Annotated in this window: 15 protein-coding genes and 1 tRNA gene; 14 read left to right on the top strand and 2 right to left on the bottom strand. The window is 63.1% G+C overall.

What is annotated here, in order from left to right; translation table 11 throughout:
- Positions 1–49: 49 nt before the first annotated feature.
- From trbB to HNR55_RS11975, 10 genes are read left to right on the top strand one after another with little or no spacing between them, the layout of a single operon-like run.
- Positions 50–979, top strand: a complete 930-nt coding sequence (gene trbB / locus HNR55_RS12020; protein WP_031241578.1) for a P-type conjugative transfer ATPase TrbB — start codon at positions 50–52, stop codon at positions 977–979.
- Positions 976–1,308, top strand: a complete 333-nt coding sequence (locus HNR55_RS12015; protein WP_035444205.1) for a TrbC/VirB2 family protein — start codon at positions 976–978, stop codon at positions 1,306–1,308. The genes trbB and HNR55_RS12015 overlap by 4 nt, the downstream gene beginning before the upstream one ends.
- Positions 1,308–1,583 carry a VirB3 family type IV secretion system protein gene (locus tag HNR55_RS12010; RefSeq protein ID WP_062497114.1) on the top strand — a complete coding sequence of 92 codons (276 nt, stop codon included), beginning with the start codon at positions 1,308–1,310 and terminating at the stop codon, positions 1,581–1,583. The genes HNR55_RS12015 and HNR55_RS12010 overlap by 1 nt, the downstream gene beginning before the upstream one ends.
- Positions 1,584–1,595: 12 nt before the next feature.
- Positions 1,596–4,028 carry a conjugal transfer protein TrbE gene (gene trbE / locus HNR55_RS12005; protein ID WP_110912913.1) on the top strand — a complete coding sequence of 811 codons (2,433 nt, stop codon included), beginning with the start codon at positions 1,596–1,598 and terminating at the stop codon, positions 4,026–4,028.
- Between the two features lie 23 nt (positions 4,029–4,051).
- Positions 4,052–4,759 carry a P-type conjugative transfer protein TrbJ gene (gene trbJ / locus HNR55_RS12000; RefSeq protein ID WP_077814490.1) on the top strand — a complete coding sequence of 236 codons (708 nt, stop codon included), beginning with the start codon at positions 4,052–4,054 and terminating at the stop codon, positions 4,757–4,759.
- A 3-nt stretch (positions 4,760–4,762) separates the two neighbouring features.
- Positions 4,763–6,187: a P-type conjugative transfer protein TrbL gene (gene trbL / locus HNR55_RS11995; protein ID WP_062497110.1), complete on the top strand. Its 1,425-nt coding sequence runs from the start codon at positions 4,763–4,765 to the stop codon at positions 6,185–6,187.
- Positions 6,187–6,870, top strand: a complete 684-nt coding sequence (gene trbF / locus HNR55_RS11990; protein WP_010516386.1) for a conjugal transfer protein TrbF — start codon at positions 6,187–6,189, stop codon at positions 6,868–6,870. The genes trbL and trbF overlap by 1 nt, the downstream gene beginning before the upstream one ends.
- Positions 6,867–7,868, top strand: coding sequence for a P-type conjugative transfer protein TrbG (gene trbG, locus HNR55_RS11985; RefSeq protein ID WP_029329730.1), 1,002 nt, complete (start codon positions 6,867–6,869; stop codon positions 7,866–7,868). The genes trbF and trbG overlap by 4 nt, the downstream gene beginning before the upstream one ends.
- Positions 7,865–9,067: a TrbI/VirB10 family protein gene (locus HNR55_RS11980; protein WP_010516382.1), complete on the top strand. Its 1,203-nt coding sequence runs from the start codon at positions 7,865–7,867 to the stop codon at positions 9,065–9,067. The genes trbG and HNR55_RS11980 overlap by 4 nt, the downstream gene beginning before the upstream one ends.
- A complete protein-coding gene (locus tag HNR55_RS11975; protein WP_010516380.1) occupies positions 9,064–9,324 on the top strand; it encodes a DUF2274 domain-containing protein in 261 nt (86 codons plus the stop codon). The genes HNR55_RS11980 and HNR55_RS11975 overlap by 4 nt, the downstream gene beginning before the upstream one ends.
- Here HNR55_RS11975 and HNR55_RS11970 read toward each other — a convergent pair.
- Positions 9,287–10,213, bottom strand: a complete 927-nt coding sequence (locus tag HNR55_RS11970) for a LysR family transcriptional regulator (protein WP_010516378.1) — start codon at positions 10,211–10,213, stop codon at positions 9,287–9,289. The two genes, HNR55_RS11975 and HNR55_RS11970, sit on opposite strands and share 38 nt — an antisense overlap.
- 214 nt (positions 10,214–10,427) lie before the next feature.
- Between HNR55_RS11970 and HNR55_RS11965 the strand changes: the two genes are divergently transcribed.
- Positions 10,428–10,997 (top strand): hypothetical protein, encoded by a 570-nt coding sequence (locus tag HNR55_RS11965; protein WP_010516376.1) that lies wholly within the window; start codon positions 10,428–10,430, stop codon positions 10,995–10,997.
- Entirely contained in the window at positions 10,994–11,626 is a 633-nt protein-coding gene (locus HNR55_RS11960) for a glutathione S-transferase family protein (RefSeq protein ID WP_010516374.1), read from the top strand. The genes HNR55_RS11965 and HNR55_RS11960 overlap by 4 nt, the downstream gene beginning before the upstream one ends.
- 241 nt (positions 11,627–11,867) lie before the next feature.
- Here HNR55_RS11960 and HNR55_RS11955 read toward each other — a convergent pair.
- A tRNA-Gly gene (locus HNR55_RS11955) sits at positions 11,868–11,942 on the bottom strand.
- A gap of 181 nt (positions 11,943–12,123) precedes the next feature.
- On the opposite strand from HNR55_RS11955, the gene HNR55_RS11950 reads away from it, so the two are divergent.
- Together HNR55_RS11950 and hisB are read left to right on the top strand one after the other, a co-directional pair.
- Positions 12,124–14,175 carry an NAD(+) synthase gene (locus HNR55_RS11950; protein WP_166115718.1) on the top strand — a complete coding sequence of 684 codons (2,052 nt, stop codon included), beginning with the start codon at positions 12,124–12,126 and terminating at the stop codon, positions 14,173–14,175.
- A 58-nt stretch (positions 14,176–14,233) separates the two neighbouring features.
- Positions 14,234–14,830, top strand: a complete 597-nt coding sequence (gene hisB / locus HNR55_RS11945) for an imidazoleglycerol-phosphate dehydratase HisB (protein WP_166115716.1) — start codon at positions 14,234–14,236, stop codon at positions 14,828–14,830.
- Positions 14,831–14,932 lie beyond the last annotated feature (102 nt).

Genomic DNA, 14,932 nt, shown 5'->3' with positions numbered 1-14,932 from the left:
CATGTCGGTTTCCGTCATCCATGAAGGGGCCAGAGTGCGCGGCGTGTCCATGCTGCGCACAGCGATGGGGCCGGCGATTGCCCGGCACCTTGCCGATCCCTCTGTGGTCGAGGTCATGCTTAATCCCGATGGGCGGCTGTGGATCGATCGGCTGTCAGAGGGCATGGCCAACACGGGCGAAACCATCACACCTGCCGACGCCGAGCGCATCGTGCGTCTGGTTGCACACCACGTCGGGGCTGAGGTGCATGAGGGTGCGCCCCGTGTCTCGGCCGAGTTGCCAACCGGCGAACGGTTCGAGGGATTGCTGCCGCCCGTGGTGACGGCCCCCAGTTTCGCGATCCGCAAGCCCGCCGTCGCGGTGTTCACCCTCGATGACTATGTCGCCGCCGGGATCATGACAGAAGGGCTGGCGGTGTCTCTGCGCCGCGCTGTTTCGGAACGGAAGAACATCCTGGTCGCAGGCGGCACATCCACGGGCAAGACCACGCTGGTCAACGCCCTGCTGGCCGAGGTCGCGAAAACCGGCGATCGCGTCGTCCTGATCGAGGACACGCGCGAGTTGCAATGCATGGCGCCCAATCTCATTGCCCTGCGGACCCGCGAAGGGGTCATCACGCTGTCGGATCTCGTCCGGTCCGGTCTGCGCCTGCGTCCCGACCGTATTCCCATCGGTGAGGTGCGTGGTGCCGAAGCCCTTGATCTGGTCAAGGCATGGGGCACCGGCCATCCGGGCGGCATCGGTACGCTGCATGCGGGATCAGTGCTCGCCGCTCTCTACCGTCTCGAACAACTGATCCAGGAAGCGGTGGTAACGGTGCCACGCGCCATGATCGCGGACACCATCGACGTGATCGCTGTCCTGTCCGGGCGAGGCAATGCCCGCCGGCTCTCCGAACTCGCCACCGTGGACGGGCTCGATCCCGCCACCGGCGCCTATCGCATTCATCCCTTCCAGAATTCGGGAGATTCCCAATGACCCATGCCATAATCCGCGTGCGTCGGCACGCGCCCGCCATTTCCGCCATGTTGCTGCTTTCGGTCGCATGGTGTTCCTCGGCCCTGGCGTCCGGGTCGGACATGCCGTGGGAAACGCCCCTGAACGAGATCCTGCAATCCGTGCAGGGACCGGTCGCCAAGATTATCTCGGTGATCATCATCACGGTCACGGGTCTGACCCTGGCGTTCGGGGAAACATCGGGTGGGTTCCGCCGCCTGATCCAGATCGTCTTCGGCCTGTCGATCGCTTTTGCGGCGTCCAGCTTCTTCCTGTCGTTCTTCTCCTTCTCGGGCGGGGCGCTGATCTGATGGCGGGATACGACGATGACGCGGTGCCGGGCTTTCATGTCCCGGTGCATCGCTCCCTGACCGACCCGATCCTGTTGGGTGGCGCTCCCCGTGCCGTGGCCATCGCCAATGGCACGCTGGCGGCGGCCATAACACTCGGCCTGCGTCTCTGGCTGATCGGGGCCGCCTTCTGGATCGTCGGCCACGGGCTGGCGCTCTGGGGCGCGAAACGCGATCCGCTGTTCACCGAGGTCGGGCGGCGGCATCTCCGCTATCCCGCCTGGCTGCGGGCATAGGGGAGATCGGCCATGATGTCCCTTGGCGAGTACCGTAATCGCAGTGCCCTTCTATCTGATTTCCTGCCCTGGGCCGCGCTGGTCGAAAAGGGTGTGGTCCTGAACAAGGACGGCAGTTTCCAGCGCACGGCGCGCATCCGTGGCCCCGATATGGACAGCGCCACGCCCGCCGAACTGGTCGGTGTCACCGCACGGCTCAACAGTAATCTCCGCCGTCTGGGCTCCGGATGGGCGGTGTTCGTCGAGGCGCAGCGCGTCCCGGCCACACTCTATCCCGAGAGCGATTTTCCGGATGCCGCCTCGCACATGGTCGATCTGGAACGGCGTGAGCAGTTCGAGGATGAGGGCGCACATTTCGTGAGCCGGTATTTTCTGACCCTTGTCTGGCTGCCACCGGCGGAATCATCTGATCGCGCTGCCCGGTTCCTGTTCGAGGGCAGGGAGCGCGAAGGGCCGGACCCACACGGCATGCTCCATGCGTTCGTGGATCGCTCCGACCGGATGCTGGCGTTGCTGGACGGTTTCATGCCCGAGGCCACCTGGCTCAATGACGGTGAGACGCTGACCTATTTACATTCGACCATTTCGACGCGGAACCAGCGTGTCCGGGTGCCGGAAATCCCTATGCATCTTGACGCGCTGCTGGTCGATCAGCCGCTTTCGGGCGGGTTGGAGCCAAAACTCGGCGATGCCTTCCTGAAAACGCTGACGATCACCGGTTTCCCGTCGCGGACCTTTCCCGGAATCCTGGATGACCTGAACCGGCTGGCGATGCCCTATCGCTGGTCCACCCGCGCGATCCTGCTGGACAAGACGGATGCGACGAAAGTGCTGATAAAAATCCGTCGCCAGTGGTTCGCAAAGCGCAAGAGCATTACGGCGATTGTTCGGGAGGTGATGACCAACGAGGCGTCGGTTCTGGTGGATAACGACGCCGCCAACAAGGCGGCGGATGCGGACCTTGCCTTGCAGTCCCTCGGTGCTGATGACGTCGGGCAGGCCTACATCACCGCCACGGTAACGGTCTGGGATGGTTCCGCTTCCATCGCTACAGAAAAACTCCGTTTGGTCGAAAAGATCATCCAGGGCCGCGACTTCACTTGCATGGCGGAAAGCCTCAACGCCGTGGAGGCATGGCTCGGCTCTCTTCCCGGCCATATCTATGCCAATGTGCGCCAGCCACCCGTCTCGACGTTGAACCTGGCGCATATGATTCCGCTGTCAGCGGTGTGGGCTGGACCGGAGCGCGACACCCACTTCAACGCCCCGCCTCTTTTCTACGGCAGGACGGCGGGCGCTACACCGTTTCGTTTCTCGCTCCATGTCGGCGATGTCGGCCACACGCTGATCGCAGGACCGACAGGAGCTGGCAAATCTGTCCTGCTAGCGCTGATGGCGCTCCAGTTCCGGCGTTATGCGGGATCGCAGATTTTTGCCTTCGATTTCGGCGGGTCCATGCGTGCGGCGACGATGGCGATGGACGGGGACTGGCACGATCTTGGAGGCGGGCTGACGGACGAGGGCGATGGGCATTCCGCCGTTTCCCTTCAGCCGCTGGCACAGATTGACGATCCCGACGAGCGCAAATGGGCCAGTGAATGGCTGGGGCAGATCCTTGTCGGTGAAGGGGTAACGCTGACCCCCGAGGTGAAGTCTCACCTCTGGTCGGCGCTGAATTCCCTGGCATCGTCGCCTGTGCCGGAACGTACATTGTCCGGGCTGGTAGCACTGCTTCAATCCAACGCTTTGAAGCAGGCTCTGGCCCCATACTGCCTCGGTGGTCCTTATGGCCGCCTGCTCGATGCAGACGCCGAACGTCTGGGTGACGCCGATGTCGTGGTGTTCGAGACCGAAGGGCTGATCGGCTCCAGCGCGGCATCATTCGTTCTGTCGTACCTGTTCCACCGCATCGAAGGGCGACTGGACGGGAGGCCGACGCTGCTGGTCATCGACGAAGGCTGGCTGGTGCTGGATGACGGGGACTTTGCCGGCCAGCTCCGAGAGTGGCTAAAGACGCTGCGCAAGAAGAACGCATCGGTGATTTTCGCCACCCAGTCGCTGTCCGATATCGCCAATTCCCGCATTGCGCCTGCCGTGGTGGAAAGCTGCCCGACCCGGATCTTCCTGCCCAACGAACGGGCGATCGAGCCACAGATCGCGGCCATCTATCGCGACTTCGGGCTGAATGACCGGCAGATCGCCATCATCGCCCGCGCGGCATCCAAGCGGGAATATTACTGCCAGACCCAGCGGGGGAACCGGCTGTTCGAACTGGGGCTCGGCCCTGTCGCCCTGGCGCTGTGCGCGGCCTCCGGCAAGGACGACCACAGGCTGATCGATCGGGTGCTGGCGGAGCACGGGCGGGTTGGGTTCCTGCCCGCCTGGTTCGAGGCGCGTGATGTCATGTGGGCGGCTGATCTTCTGCGGGAAGGGGAGGTGCCGTGAGATATCGTCTGATTCCTGCCGTTATGGTCGTTGCTTTTACGGTTTCTGCTTCTCAATCCGCCCATGCCCAATGGGCGGTGTATGATGGCGCGAACCATGTCGAGAACGTGCTGATCGCGGCGCGCACGCTCCAGCAGATCGACAACCAGATCACGTCACTGGCCAATCAGGCGCAGATGCTGGTCAATCAGGGTCGCAATCTGGCGAGCCTCCCGCTTTCGACACTGTCGACGCTGCAATCGACGATTTCCCAGACGACGGCGTTGCTCGCGCAGGCGCAGAATATCGCATACAGCGTCCAGTCCGTTGAGCAGCAGTACCAGCAGTCATACACATCGTTATCGTCAGGCATGTCAGACAGCGCCCTGTTCAGTCAGGCGCAGACGCGGTGGCAGAATTCCGTGGGTGGGTTCGAGGATGCCCTGAAGCTTCAGGCGCGGGTGGTAGGAAATATCCCGAGCGACAGCTCGGCCATGACGCAACTGGTCTCGGCGAGCCAGAGTTCGGCCGGGGCGCTACAGGCCGCACAGGCGGGAAACCAGCTTCTCGCGCTTCAGTCTCGCCAGCTTTCCGACATCCAGGCCGAACTCGCGGCTAATGGCCGGGCCGCGGACCTCGAACGGGCGCGACAGGCGGCGAACGAGGCCGGTGCGGAAGCCCAATATCAGCATTTCTCGCAGTATGACGCCTATGTTCCCCAGGCCGTCGCCATCCCAAGTTCTGGATATTGAGCAATGGCGAGCGACAATGTCGGCATCATCGACGGCTTCCTGAATACCTTCGAGACCACGATCGACAGCGGTTTCGGTCTGGTCCGGGGAAGCGTGGTGTCGCTCGCGGGTTCGCTCTCGGTGCTGGACATCGTGCTGGCGGGGCTGTTCTGGGCGTGGGCGGCCGACGAGGACATCGTCCAGCGTCTCGTGAAGAAGACGCTGTATATCGGCTTCTTTGCCTTCATCATCGACCATTTCAGCGGCCTGTCGGGGATCGTTTTCAACAGTTTCGCGGCCCTCGGTCTCAAGGCCGGCGGCGGCACGCTGGCAATTGCGGACTTCATGCACCCCGGCCGACTGGCGGCGACCGGGCTCGATGCCGCGCAACCGCTTCTGGATGCGGCGAGTAAACTGGCGTTTTCGTTCGGTGCGCTGGCCAGCATCGTGCAGATCCTCGTCCTGGTCCTGTGCTGGTTCATCGTGCTGGCGGCCTTCTTCATTCTCGCGGTGCAACTCTTCGTGGCGATCGTCGAGTTCAAGCTGACCAGCCTAGCCGGTTTCGTGCTGATCCCGTTCGCCCTGTTCAATCGCACCGCTTTCCTGGCCGAGAAGGCGCTGGGCAATGTCGTATCGTCCGGTGTGAAGATCATGGTGCTGGCGGTCATTTCCGCCATCGCCTCCGTGCTGTTCAGGCAGTTCACGACGTCCTACGATGATAGTGCGCCCACCATCGGCCAGGCGCTGTCCGTTGTTCTGGCGTCGCTCTGCATCGTGGGTCTCGCCATTTTCGGCGGCTCTCTCGCCAATGGGCTGATCTCCGGTGCCCCGCAGCTTGGTGCCGGGGCAGCGGCCGGAACCGCAATGGCGGTGGGCGCGATGGGTGCTGCGGCTGTTGCCGCGCCCGCTGCCCTGGCGTCTGGGGGCGCTGCCGCGCTTGGTGCGACGGCCGCGGCAGCGCGCGGCGGGGCTGCCGTCGCAGGTGCCGCCACGACAGCCTACTCCATGGGAGCAGCCGGACAGACCGGCGCGGCGGGCATGGCGTCGGCGGCTGGCAATGTCGGTCGCGCCGCTGGTGGTGCTGCGATGAACGCCGTGAAGAACAAGGTCGGCGCGGCAACATCCTCGTTGAAGGAAAGCTACTCTGCTGGCGGACGCTGGGCCGCCGGTGCGATGGGCGCCGGCGGAGAAGGCGATAGGCCATCGGGTGACGGTGGATCTTCAGGCCCGTCCGGCGGCGGAGGTGATCCCGGTACCGGGCCTGCCGGTAGCGGTAACCCTGGCGGCGGCCCCGATGGCGGCGACGGCTCCGACGGCAAGCCGCCCCGCTGGGCGCGAAAGATGAAGCGCCGCAACGCCGCCACCCATGCTGCCGAGGCCGCCCATATCATCCGCTCCGCCGATGGCGGGGGCGGGTCCACGTCCATCGATCTCTCGGAGAAAGAATGATGTTCCGTCGCTCCACAACACGCTACGGGACCACGCCCGAGCCCGTCACGCCCTACCAGAAAGCCGCACAGATCTGGGATGAGCGCATCGGCTCGGCCCGTGTGCAGGCCCGCAACTGGCGGTTGATGGCGTTCGGTTCCCTGTTCCTGTCCGCAGGTCTCGGGGCCGGGCTGGTCTGGCAGTCCGCGCGCGGCACCATCACGCCGTGGGTCGTGCAGGTCGACACGCTCGGTCAGGCGCAGGTCGTGGCGCCGGCGACGTCCGGCTACATGCCCGCTGATCCGCAGATTGCCTGGTATCTGGCACAGTTCGTCCACGACGTGCGCTCCCTGTCATCCGATGCCGTCGTGGTCCGGCATAACTGGCTGCGCGCCTATAATTTCACCAGCGTTTCTGGTGCCGTGGCGCTGAACGATTATGCCCGCCTGAATGATCCGTTTTCGCGGATCGGGCACGAGCAGGTCGAGCTGGACATCGCTTCGGTAATCCGGGCCTCGCCCGCCAGCTTCCGCGTCGCCTGGACCGAGCGCCATTACCGTGACGGCGCGTTCACCGGCACCGAACGCTGGACCGCCATCGTGTCGGTTGTTCTGCGCACGCCGCGCGACGCTGATCATCTTCGGAAAAACCCGCTTGGAATCTACGTCTCTGCCATCAACTGGTCGAAGGAACTCGGGCAATGATCCGTCGCGCTCTTCGTGCTTTGCCGTTGCTAACCCTGCCCCTGGCGGGTTGCGCGCAACAGTACCATCCACCCGTCATACGATATGACGACGCGGCCCAGGCCACGCTCCTGCCTGATCCGCCGAAGCCTGTGCGGGTGGCGGAGGTGCCACAGCCACTCCCGCTGCCGGGCCAGCTCAAGCCGCTTCCGCCCTTACGGCGTACCCATGTCGTGCCCGAGGCGGCTGACCCTACCGTGCGCGTGACCCAGGCCAATCTTGCCGCTCGCATCCAGCCGACGCGGGCCGGTTACGTGAACGCGGTGCAGGTTTACCCCTACAGCGCGGGAGCGCTCTATCAGGTCTATGCTTCGCCCGGCGAGATCACCGACGTTATGCTCCAGCCGGGTGAAAAACTGGTGGGTACCGGCCCGGTCGCGGTGGGTGATACCGTGCGCTGGATCGTCGGCGATACCACCAGTGGCGCGGGCACGACCAGGCGCGTGCATATCCTGGTCAAGCCGACGCGACCGGATCTCATCACCAATCTGATCGTCAATACCGACCGGAGGAGCTACCTTGCCGAACTGCGGGCGACACCCACGACCTATATGGCGTCGGTGTCCTGGGATTATCCCGAGGACGACCTGATTGCCCTGCATCGGCAGGACAGCGACGCCGATGATGCAGCCCCGGTGGATGCGGGGCTGGATCTGAATGCGCTGAATTTCCGTTACGCTATTCAGCCGGTGAAAGGTGGCACGCCGCCCTGGCTGCCCAGCCGGGCGTTTGACGATGGCCACAAGGTCTATATCGCGTTTCCGTCCGGTATCGGGCAGGGCGAACTGCCGCCGCTGTTCGTGTTGGGGGCCGATGGCGGGCCGGAATTGGTGAACTACCGCGTCCGGCAGAACTGGATGATCGTCGATCGCCTGTTTGCCGCCGCCGAATTGCGGCTGGGCGACAGGCATTCCGAGCAGCGGGTACGGATCGTGCGCACGGATGGCAGGAAGTCATGAGCGGCGCGGAAGAGCGCCCGGAAGGGAATACGGGAGCCACCACAAGCGGAAGCGGAACAGGACCATCATCCCCGCCGCCCTCTCCCGATCTGCGGCTGCGCGCGCAGCGTCCGCCGGTGGTCCGGCTCTCGCGCCCCGTCATCTGGACGCTGGGTGGTGCGGGGATGCTCGCGATCGGTCTTGCGCTGGGCTACGCGCTGCAAAATGGTGCGCAGAAGGGGCCGCTCCAGGGGGCACAGGACACCGACACCCGCCCCTCGGCCGACGGGCTGGCCGCACTCCCCAATGACTATACCGCCACCCCGAAACTCGGGCCGCCTTTGCCCGGCGATCTCGGCAAGCCGATCCTCGATGCACAGCGGAACGGTCGCGCGGGACCGGTTTCCGGCATGGGAGACCGGCGTGGCGATCAGGAGATCGAGGCGGCACGCACCAGCAGGCTCTTCGCGCAGATCGAGGCGCGGGAGGGCCAGGCTGCGCAGACGATTCCGGTCATGGCCACCGCTCCCGGAGCACAGGCATCACCGACCGGCCCCGACCAGCAGACCGGCAATCGCGCCTTTCTGGCAGGTCAGCCGGATCGCGCGACGGTCAGCCCGGACCGGATCGTATCTCCCGCCTCGCCCTATATGCTCCAGGCCGGGACCGTCATTGCCGGCGCGCTGAACACGAAGATCAGTTCCGATCTGCCCGGCCAGATCGTGGGGCATGTGACCCAGAACGTCTATGACAGTCCGACAGGCCGGTTCTTGCTCGTCCCGCAGGGTAGCACCCTGTTCGGAGCCTATAACAGCGGCATTTCCTTCGGGCAGCAGCGCACCCAGATCATCTGGACGCGGCTGATCTATCCGAATGGCGAAAGCCTCGTCCTGGAAAAGCTGCCCGGTGGCGACGCCATCGGCCAGTCTGGCCTGTCCGATGAGGTGAACAATCATTGGGGGCAACTGTTCAAGGCGGCCCTCGTCACGACCCTCCTCAGCGTGGGCTCCGAGGCCGGGACGTCATGGAACGAGAACAACCTGATGCAGGCCATCCGCTCCGGCGCGAGCAACGGGTTTTCTATGGTCGGCAACCGGCTGATTGATCGCAGCCTGAATATTCAGCCGACGCTGACAGACCGCCCGGGCCTGCCGTTCACGCTTATCCTGAATCGCGACCTTGTCCTGAAACCCTGGCACCCAAAGGAACCGGCTCCATGACGAAGCTGCGCATCACCGAAATTCCCGACGAGAAGCCGGTCCGTGTCACCGTGGACCTGCCTGCGGACCTGCATCGCGATCTCGTCGCTTATGCTGCCCTGGTCAGCCAGAACGGCCAGTCCGTCGATCCGGCCCGTCTCGTACCGCACATGATCCGTGGCTTTATCACCTCCGACCGCGCGTTCCGAAAGCTCCGGCAGGAGCCACGGCGGGCACCCGTTAAAACGCAGTCGCCTGCTGCTCCAGAAAACGGATGACTGTCCTCGCGGCCGGTGGGCAGCGCTCACGGTGCCAAGCCGCGCCATAGGCGAAGTGGGAAAATCCGTCCCCGTCGATGACTTCCACTACCGCGATCCGCTCCCGGATGGCAGCGGGCAGAAAACCCAGCCAGGCATCCGGCAACAGAGCGATGCCGCTGCCATTCGCTGCCAATGCGACGACCCGCAGGCTTCTGACCGCCTCCTGACGTGTCACCGGCACGAATCCCGCCTGCCGCATCTTGCGCATCAAGAGCGCGAGCAGTTCCTCGCCGGTATCATCCTTGCCGATCAGAAAGATTCCATCATGCAACTCAGCCCATGACGCGGTTCCGACCTGTGCGATCGGATGTTCGGCCGACATGATCGCAACGACACGATCGCTCCAGAGCGGGACGGTGGCCACCATGCTGCCGGGCAGGGGCAGCGTCATTATCGCGAGGTCGATCTCCTCCTGTTCCAGGGCCTGGAACAGTTCTTTTTTCGCATTATCCCGATAAGTGAAGGAGATACCGGGTTGCGCAAGGCTGTACGACTCCAGTATCGCCGAGATCCGGCCGGGTGGGATGCTGCCCTGGACGCCCACGGAGATGACGCCGGTCTCGCCCCGGCTCCAACGCCGCGTGCGCTCGTACAGTCCGACTGTTCCATCGAGCAACTTCTCAGCCTCTCGCAGAAAGGCAACTCCCGCCGGGGTGAGCCGGGCACCGCTCGACGTGCGTCGAAAAAGGGAGACGCCAAGTCGCTCTTCCAGTAACCGCAAGGACCGGCTTACGGCAGATTGTTTGCCTCCCAGCGCCCGTGCGGCTCCATGGATACTTCCCTCCCTCGCGATGACACGCACGAACAGCAATTCCCGCAGATCGAGAGGTGGTCGCCGAACCGACATTTTCTGTCTATCCCGATTTTTTGAAGACCTTCGGCATGACCTGCCAAAATCCAGTCATTGTGCTTTCAAGTCTGCAACAATAATTCGTTCACGATATATTATGACGTTACTCTCTGCCTTCGCCATGAAGCCATCGCAATATCCGCGCTGCGGTGCAAAATGCTCTTGTGGCATAGTGCGCTAATGTACCACCTCGCCGAAGAGAAATGGAAGCATGATGAACCTATTGGACGAATTCATCCCGCGCTTCGATTTCAGCGAGCGACACAGTGTCGATATCTCCGCCCCGGCCAGTCGCATCATGAACGCGGTGGCTGCATGGCGGAATCAGGACGATCCGCTGGTTCGTGCCGCCATCCGCCTGCGCGAAATGCCCGCCCGGCTGTTAGGCCATGCGCGGCAACGGAATCTGGACCTCACCGACTTCACGCTGCTGGAACGGCGAGGCGATGCCGCCCTGGTCTACGGCCTCGTCGGCGCGTTCTGGCGGGCGGATTACGGATTGTGCGACATTCCCACAACGGACGCTTTTCTCACCCCTTGCCATGATGACGTCTGCAAGCTCGCTCTGGGCTTCTCCATCCAGCCGGGACCACACGGTACCCAGTTGCTGGTGACGGAAACCCGCGTGTTTTGCGCCATGGACCGGGCCAGGCGTCGCTTCACGCCCTATTGGTATCTGATCCGCCCGGTCAGCGGCCTGATCCGCCGCCGCATGCTCGCGACCATCCGGGAACAGTCGGAGTCTCCGCCCTCTCATCACCCGCGCGCAGCATTGCCATGAAGCTTTACGACTACCCCACCGCCCCCAATCCACGGCGTGTGCGCTTCTTCATCGCCGAGAAAGGGCTGACGATTCCTATCGTTACAGTTGATCTGGCGAAGCACGAGCAGTTCGCGCCCACGTTCCGCCTCCTTAACCCCTCCTGCACCGTTCCCGTCCTGGAACTGGACGACGGCACCGCGATCAGCGAGGTGCCCGTCATCTGCCGTTATCTGGAGGAGTTGCATCCCGATCCCCCTCTGATGGGCGCGACGCGAGAACAACGCGCCATCATCGGCATGTGGGACCGGCGCATGGAGATCGACGGCTATCTTGCCGCGATGGAAGCCGTACGGAACAGCCTGCCGGGACTGTCGGGCCGCGCACTGGTCGGACCACACGGCTATGCGCAAATCCCCGAGCTTACCGCGCGCGGCCGTCAGAGGCTGGCCGATTTCATGGCCGATCTGGACACCCGGCTGCGCGATGTACCCTATGTCGCGGGCAATGCCTTCTCGATCGCTGACATCACCGCGTTCGTCACGCTGGATTTCGCCCGTAGCCGACTGAAGCTGGCATTGCCAGACGAGGCCTCCGCCCTGCATGCATGGGTCACGAGCATCGCGAAACGGCCAGGAGCACAGGCATGACGGCCTTTGCCATACTCTTGTTAGCCGGCATCTCGTTCAAGAGCGCTGTTCTACTTATGAACATCACCCGCCCGAACATCCTGACGATGTGTGCCACGGGATTCGGCACGCTACGCCGTAGCCACCCCCGATTTGCTCCGGGCTGCTTACAAAATGCTTACATTCCTGTGCTACGGCACACTGTAAACAAAAAACGGTCCCGAAGGAACGTCTTTAACCGCCTGATTTTCCTTGGAAAATCTGGAGCGGGCGATGGGATTCGAACCCACGACCCCAACCTTGGCAAGGTTGTGCTCTACCCCTGAGCTACGCCCGCATTGGATGGCCTTCTTTTATGGGGGAGCGCTCAATTGTGCAAGAGGGAAAATGCAAGAAAGGCGCTTTTTTTGCATGCAACTGCACGCACCTGTCATGGAGCAGCGCTTTACCAGCCCTTGGCGGTCGGTTTGCCTGCCTGCTAGACAGGACAGTGCTCCTCGCAGCAAGGAAGGAAAGCCGTGACGACGTCCTTATTCCGATCTCTGTACCATCATGGATTTGTGCGCGTGGCGGCCTGCACGGCGCCCGTTACCCTTGCAGACCCGTATGCCAACAGGGACCAGATTCTGGCCACGGCCCGCACCTGCGCCCAGCAGGGGGTAGGCTTGTGCGTTTTCCCCGAACTCGGACTGAGCGGCTATTCCATTGAGGACCTGCTCCAGCACAGCACGCTCCAGCGCGGGGTGGAAAACGCGCTGGTGGAACTGGCGCAGGCCACGACGGACCTGCTGCCCGTGTTAGTGGTTGGGGCTCCTCTGGGTCACAGGAACAGTCTGTATAATTGTGCAGTAGTGCTGCACAGGGGGCGTATTCTTGGCGTGGTGCCCAAAAGTTATCTGCCCAATTATCGCGAGTTTTACGAAAAACGGCACTTCGCTCCGGGGGCTGCCGTGCGTGGGCAGAGTATGCACCTTGGCGGGCAGGATGTTCCCTTTGGTGTGGACCTGCTGTTTACCGCGCATGACGTGCCGGGTTTTTGCCTTGGTGTGGAAATCTGTGAGGATCTGTGGGTCCCCAATCCGCCTTCCACAGCGCAGGCCATGGCCGGGGCCACCGTGCTGGCCAACCTGTCTGCAAGCGACATTACCGTGGGCAAGGCCCGTACCCGCAGTTTACTCTGCCTCTCCCAGTCTGCGCGGTGTGTGGCGGCCTACCTGTATGCCGCGGCGGGTGAGGGCGAATCCACCACGGATCTGGCATGGGATGGCCAGACCGCCATTTTTGAAAATGGCGTGCTGCTGGCCGAAAGTGAGCGTTTTCCCACAGGCGCTCAAGCCGTTGTGGCGGATATTGACCTTACATTGCTCCGCCATGAGCGCGCACAGGTTGGCTCCTTTGCCGACTGCGCCGCCATGGCTGGCCCGGCCCAAGCCCTCTGGCGTTCCATAGGGTTTACGCTGGCCCCCCCGGTCTCTGACCTGGGTCTGCTGCGCCCGCTCTCGCGTTTTCCCTTTGTGCCAGCGGACCCGGCGCGGCTGGAGCAGGATTGCTTTGAGGCCTTTACCATTCAGGTTTCGGCTCTCAAGCAGCGGCTTAAAAGCTGCCGGGCTGCGGGCATGGTTATTGGCGTATCTGGCGGGTTGGATTCCACCCACGCCCTGCTGGTGGCGGTACGCACGGCGGACGAACTGGGCTGGCCTCGCACGGCCATACGGGGCTATACCATGCCCGGCTTTGGCACCACGGAGCAGACACTGGCCAGCGCGCATGCCTTGATGGAGCATCTGGGCATTACGCAGGCAACGCTGGACATCCGGCCTGCCGCAACCCTTATGCTCCAGACCATGGACCACCCCTTTGCCAGAGGGGAGCCCGTGCATGACATTACGTTTGAAAATGTGCAGGCCGGGCTGCGCACGGATTTTCTGTTCCGTCTGGCCAACCAGCACAACGGTATTGTTCTTGGCACGGGTGATCTGTCGGAACTGGCGCTGGGGTGGTGTACCTACGGCGTGGGGGACCAGATGGCGCATTACAACGTGAATGCTGGCCTGCCCAAAACCCTTATACAGCACCTTATCCGCTGGTGTATTGCCTCGGGGCATTTCCCGGCGGATGTCTGTACCGTGCTGCGCACCGTGCTGGCAACCGAGATTTCCCCCGAGCTGATCCCCGCAACGGCGGGTGCCAGCCAGAGCACGGAAGACACAATCGGGCCATATGCCCTGCATGACTTCACGCTTTATTACGTGCTGCGCCACGGCTTTGGTCCCGCGCGCATTGCCTTTATGGCTGAACAGGTCTGGCGTGATGCCGGGCAAGGCGCCTGGCCGCCGGGCTTTATGCCGCATGACCACAAAAGCTACGGCCTGCCGGTTATTCGTAAATGGCTGGAGGTCTTTATGTTCCGGTTTTTTACCACCAGCCAGTTCAAGCGCTCGGCCATGCCCAATGGCCCCAAGGTCATGGCGGGGGGGAGCCTCTCCCCCCGTGGGGACTGGCGCGCCCCATCCGATGGCAACGCAACCCTGTGGCTGAAGGAGCTGGAAGAGCTTGTGCCCGAAGCCTGAAATACCGCCCAGTCGGCGGAATGGCATTGTGCCCGGTCTTGGGCTATAAGCTGGGACCATGACAACATCGCGCCACGCCACAGTTCACCGCGTTACCAGCGAAACCGATATTGCCATTGCCCTGACTCTGGACGGGACTGGCAAGGCTCGGGTTGAAACCGGTATCGGCTTTTTTGACCACATGCTGACCGCCCTGGCCAAGCATGGCCTGTTTGATCTGGATATAACGGTCAAGGGTGACCTGCATATAGATGGCCACCATACGGTGGAGGATACGGGCATTGCTCTGGGGCAGGCCATGCGGCAGGCGCTGGGCGACAAGCGCGGCGTGCGCCGGTTTGGCTCGGCTCTTGTACCGCTGGACGAAGCGTTGTGCGAGGCAGTGGTCGATCTTTCTGGCCGTCCGTTCCTGACGTTTGAGGCCTCCTTTGACCGGGACCGCATTGGCGAGCTGGATACGGAACTGGTGGAAGAGTTTTTTCGGGCGTTTGCCATGTCCGCCATGCTCACCCTGCACCTGAACCAGCGGGCCGGTAAAAACTGCCACCATATTGCCGAGGCAGCGTTCAAGGCTCTTGCCCGCGCACTCCGTATGGCAGTAGAGCCGGACCCGCGCGCCCTTGGGGCCATTCCGTCGACCAAAGGCGTCCTGTAAACCAACCGGCGGCGGGTGTGATTCCGCCATGTTCTGGCCAGAGCATGGTCCCGTCCCAACAGACAACCAGCCGTGTTTTTTGCCCCGGTGCGGGGGAGTGGC

The organism is Acetobacter lovaniensis, assembly GCF_014207635.1.
GTDB lineage: Bacteria > Pseudomonadota > Alphaproteobacteria > Acetobacterales > Acetobacteraceae > Acetobacter > Acetobacter lovaniensis.
The sequence above is the reverse complement of the archived record's forward strand: the minus strand, read 5'-3'. Positions and strand labels throughout refer to the sequence as shown.

Bases quoted from the DNA above. Each gene is read 5' to 3' on its own strand.
- trbB (WP_031241578.1), top strand. From the start codon at position 50: ATGCTGCGCACAGCGATGGGGCCGGCGATTGCCCGGCACCTTGCCGAT.
- HNR55_RS12015 (WP_035444205.1), top strand. From the start codon at position 976: ATGACCCATGCCATAATCCGCGTGCGTCGGCACGCGCCCGCCATTTCC.
- HNR55_RS12010 (WP_062497114.1), top strand. From the start codon at position 1,308: ATGGCGGGATACGACGATGACGCGGTGCCGGGCTTTCATGTCCCGGTG.
- trbE (WP_110912913.1), top strand. From the start codon at position 1,596: ATGATGTCCCTTGGCGAGTACCGTAATCGCAGTGCCCTTCTATCTGAT.
- trbJ (WP_077814490.1), top strand. From the start codon at position 4,052: ATGGTCGTTGCTTTTACGGTTTCTGCTTCTCAATCCGCCCATGCCCAA.
- trbL (WP_062497110.1), top strand. From the start codon at position 4,763: ATGGCGAGCGACAATGTCGGCATCATCGACGGCTTCCTGAATACCTTC.
- trbF (WP_010516386.1), top strand. From the start codon at position 6,187: ATGTTCCGTCGCTCCACAACACGCTACGGGACCACGCCCGAGCCCGTC.
- trbG (WP_029329730.1), top strand. From the start codon at position 6,867: ATGATCCGTCGCGCTCTTCGTGCTTTGCCGTTGCTAACCCTGCCCCTG.
- HNR55_RS11980 (WP_010516382.1), top strand. From the start codon at position 7,865: ATGAGCGGCGCGGAAGAGCGCCCGGAAGGGAATACGGGAGCCACCACA.
- HNR55_RS11975 (WP_010516380.1), top strand. From the start codon at position 9,064: ATGACGAAGCTGCGCATCACCGAAATTCCCGACGAGAAGCCGGTCCGT.
- HNR55_RS11970 (WP_010516378.1), bottom strand. From the start codon at position 10,213: ATGTCGGTTCGGCGACCACCTCTCGATCTGCGGGAATTGCTGTTCGTG.
- HNR55_RS11965 (WP_010516376.1), top strand. From the start codon at position 10,428: ATGATGAACCTATTGGACGAATTCATCCCGCGCTTCGATTTCAGCGAG.
- HNR55_RS11960 (WP_010516374.1), top strand. From the start codon at position 10,994: ATGAAGCTTTACGACTACCCCACCGCCCCCAATCCACGGCGTGTGCGC.
- hisB (WP_166115716.1), top strand. From the start codon at position 14,234: ATGACAACATCGCGCCACGCCACAGTTCACCGCGTTACCAGCGAAACC.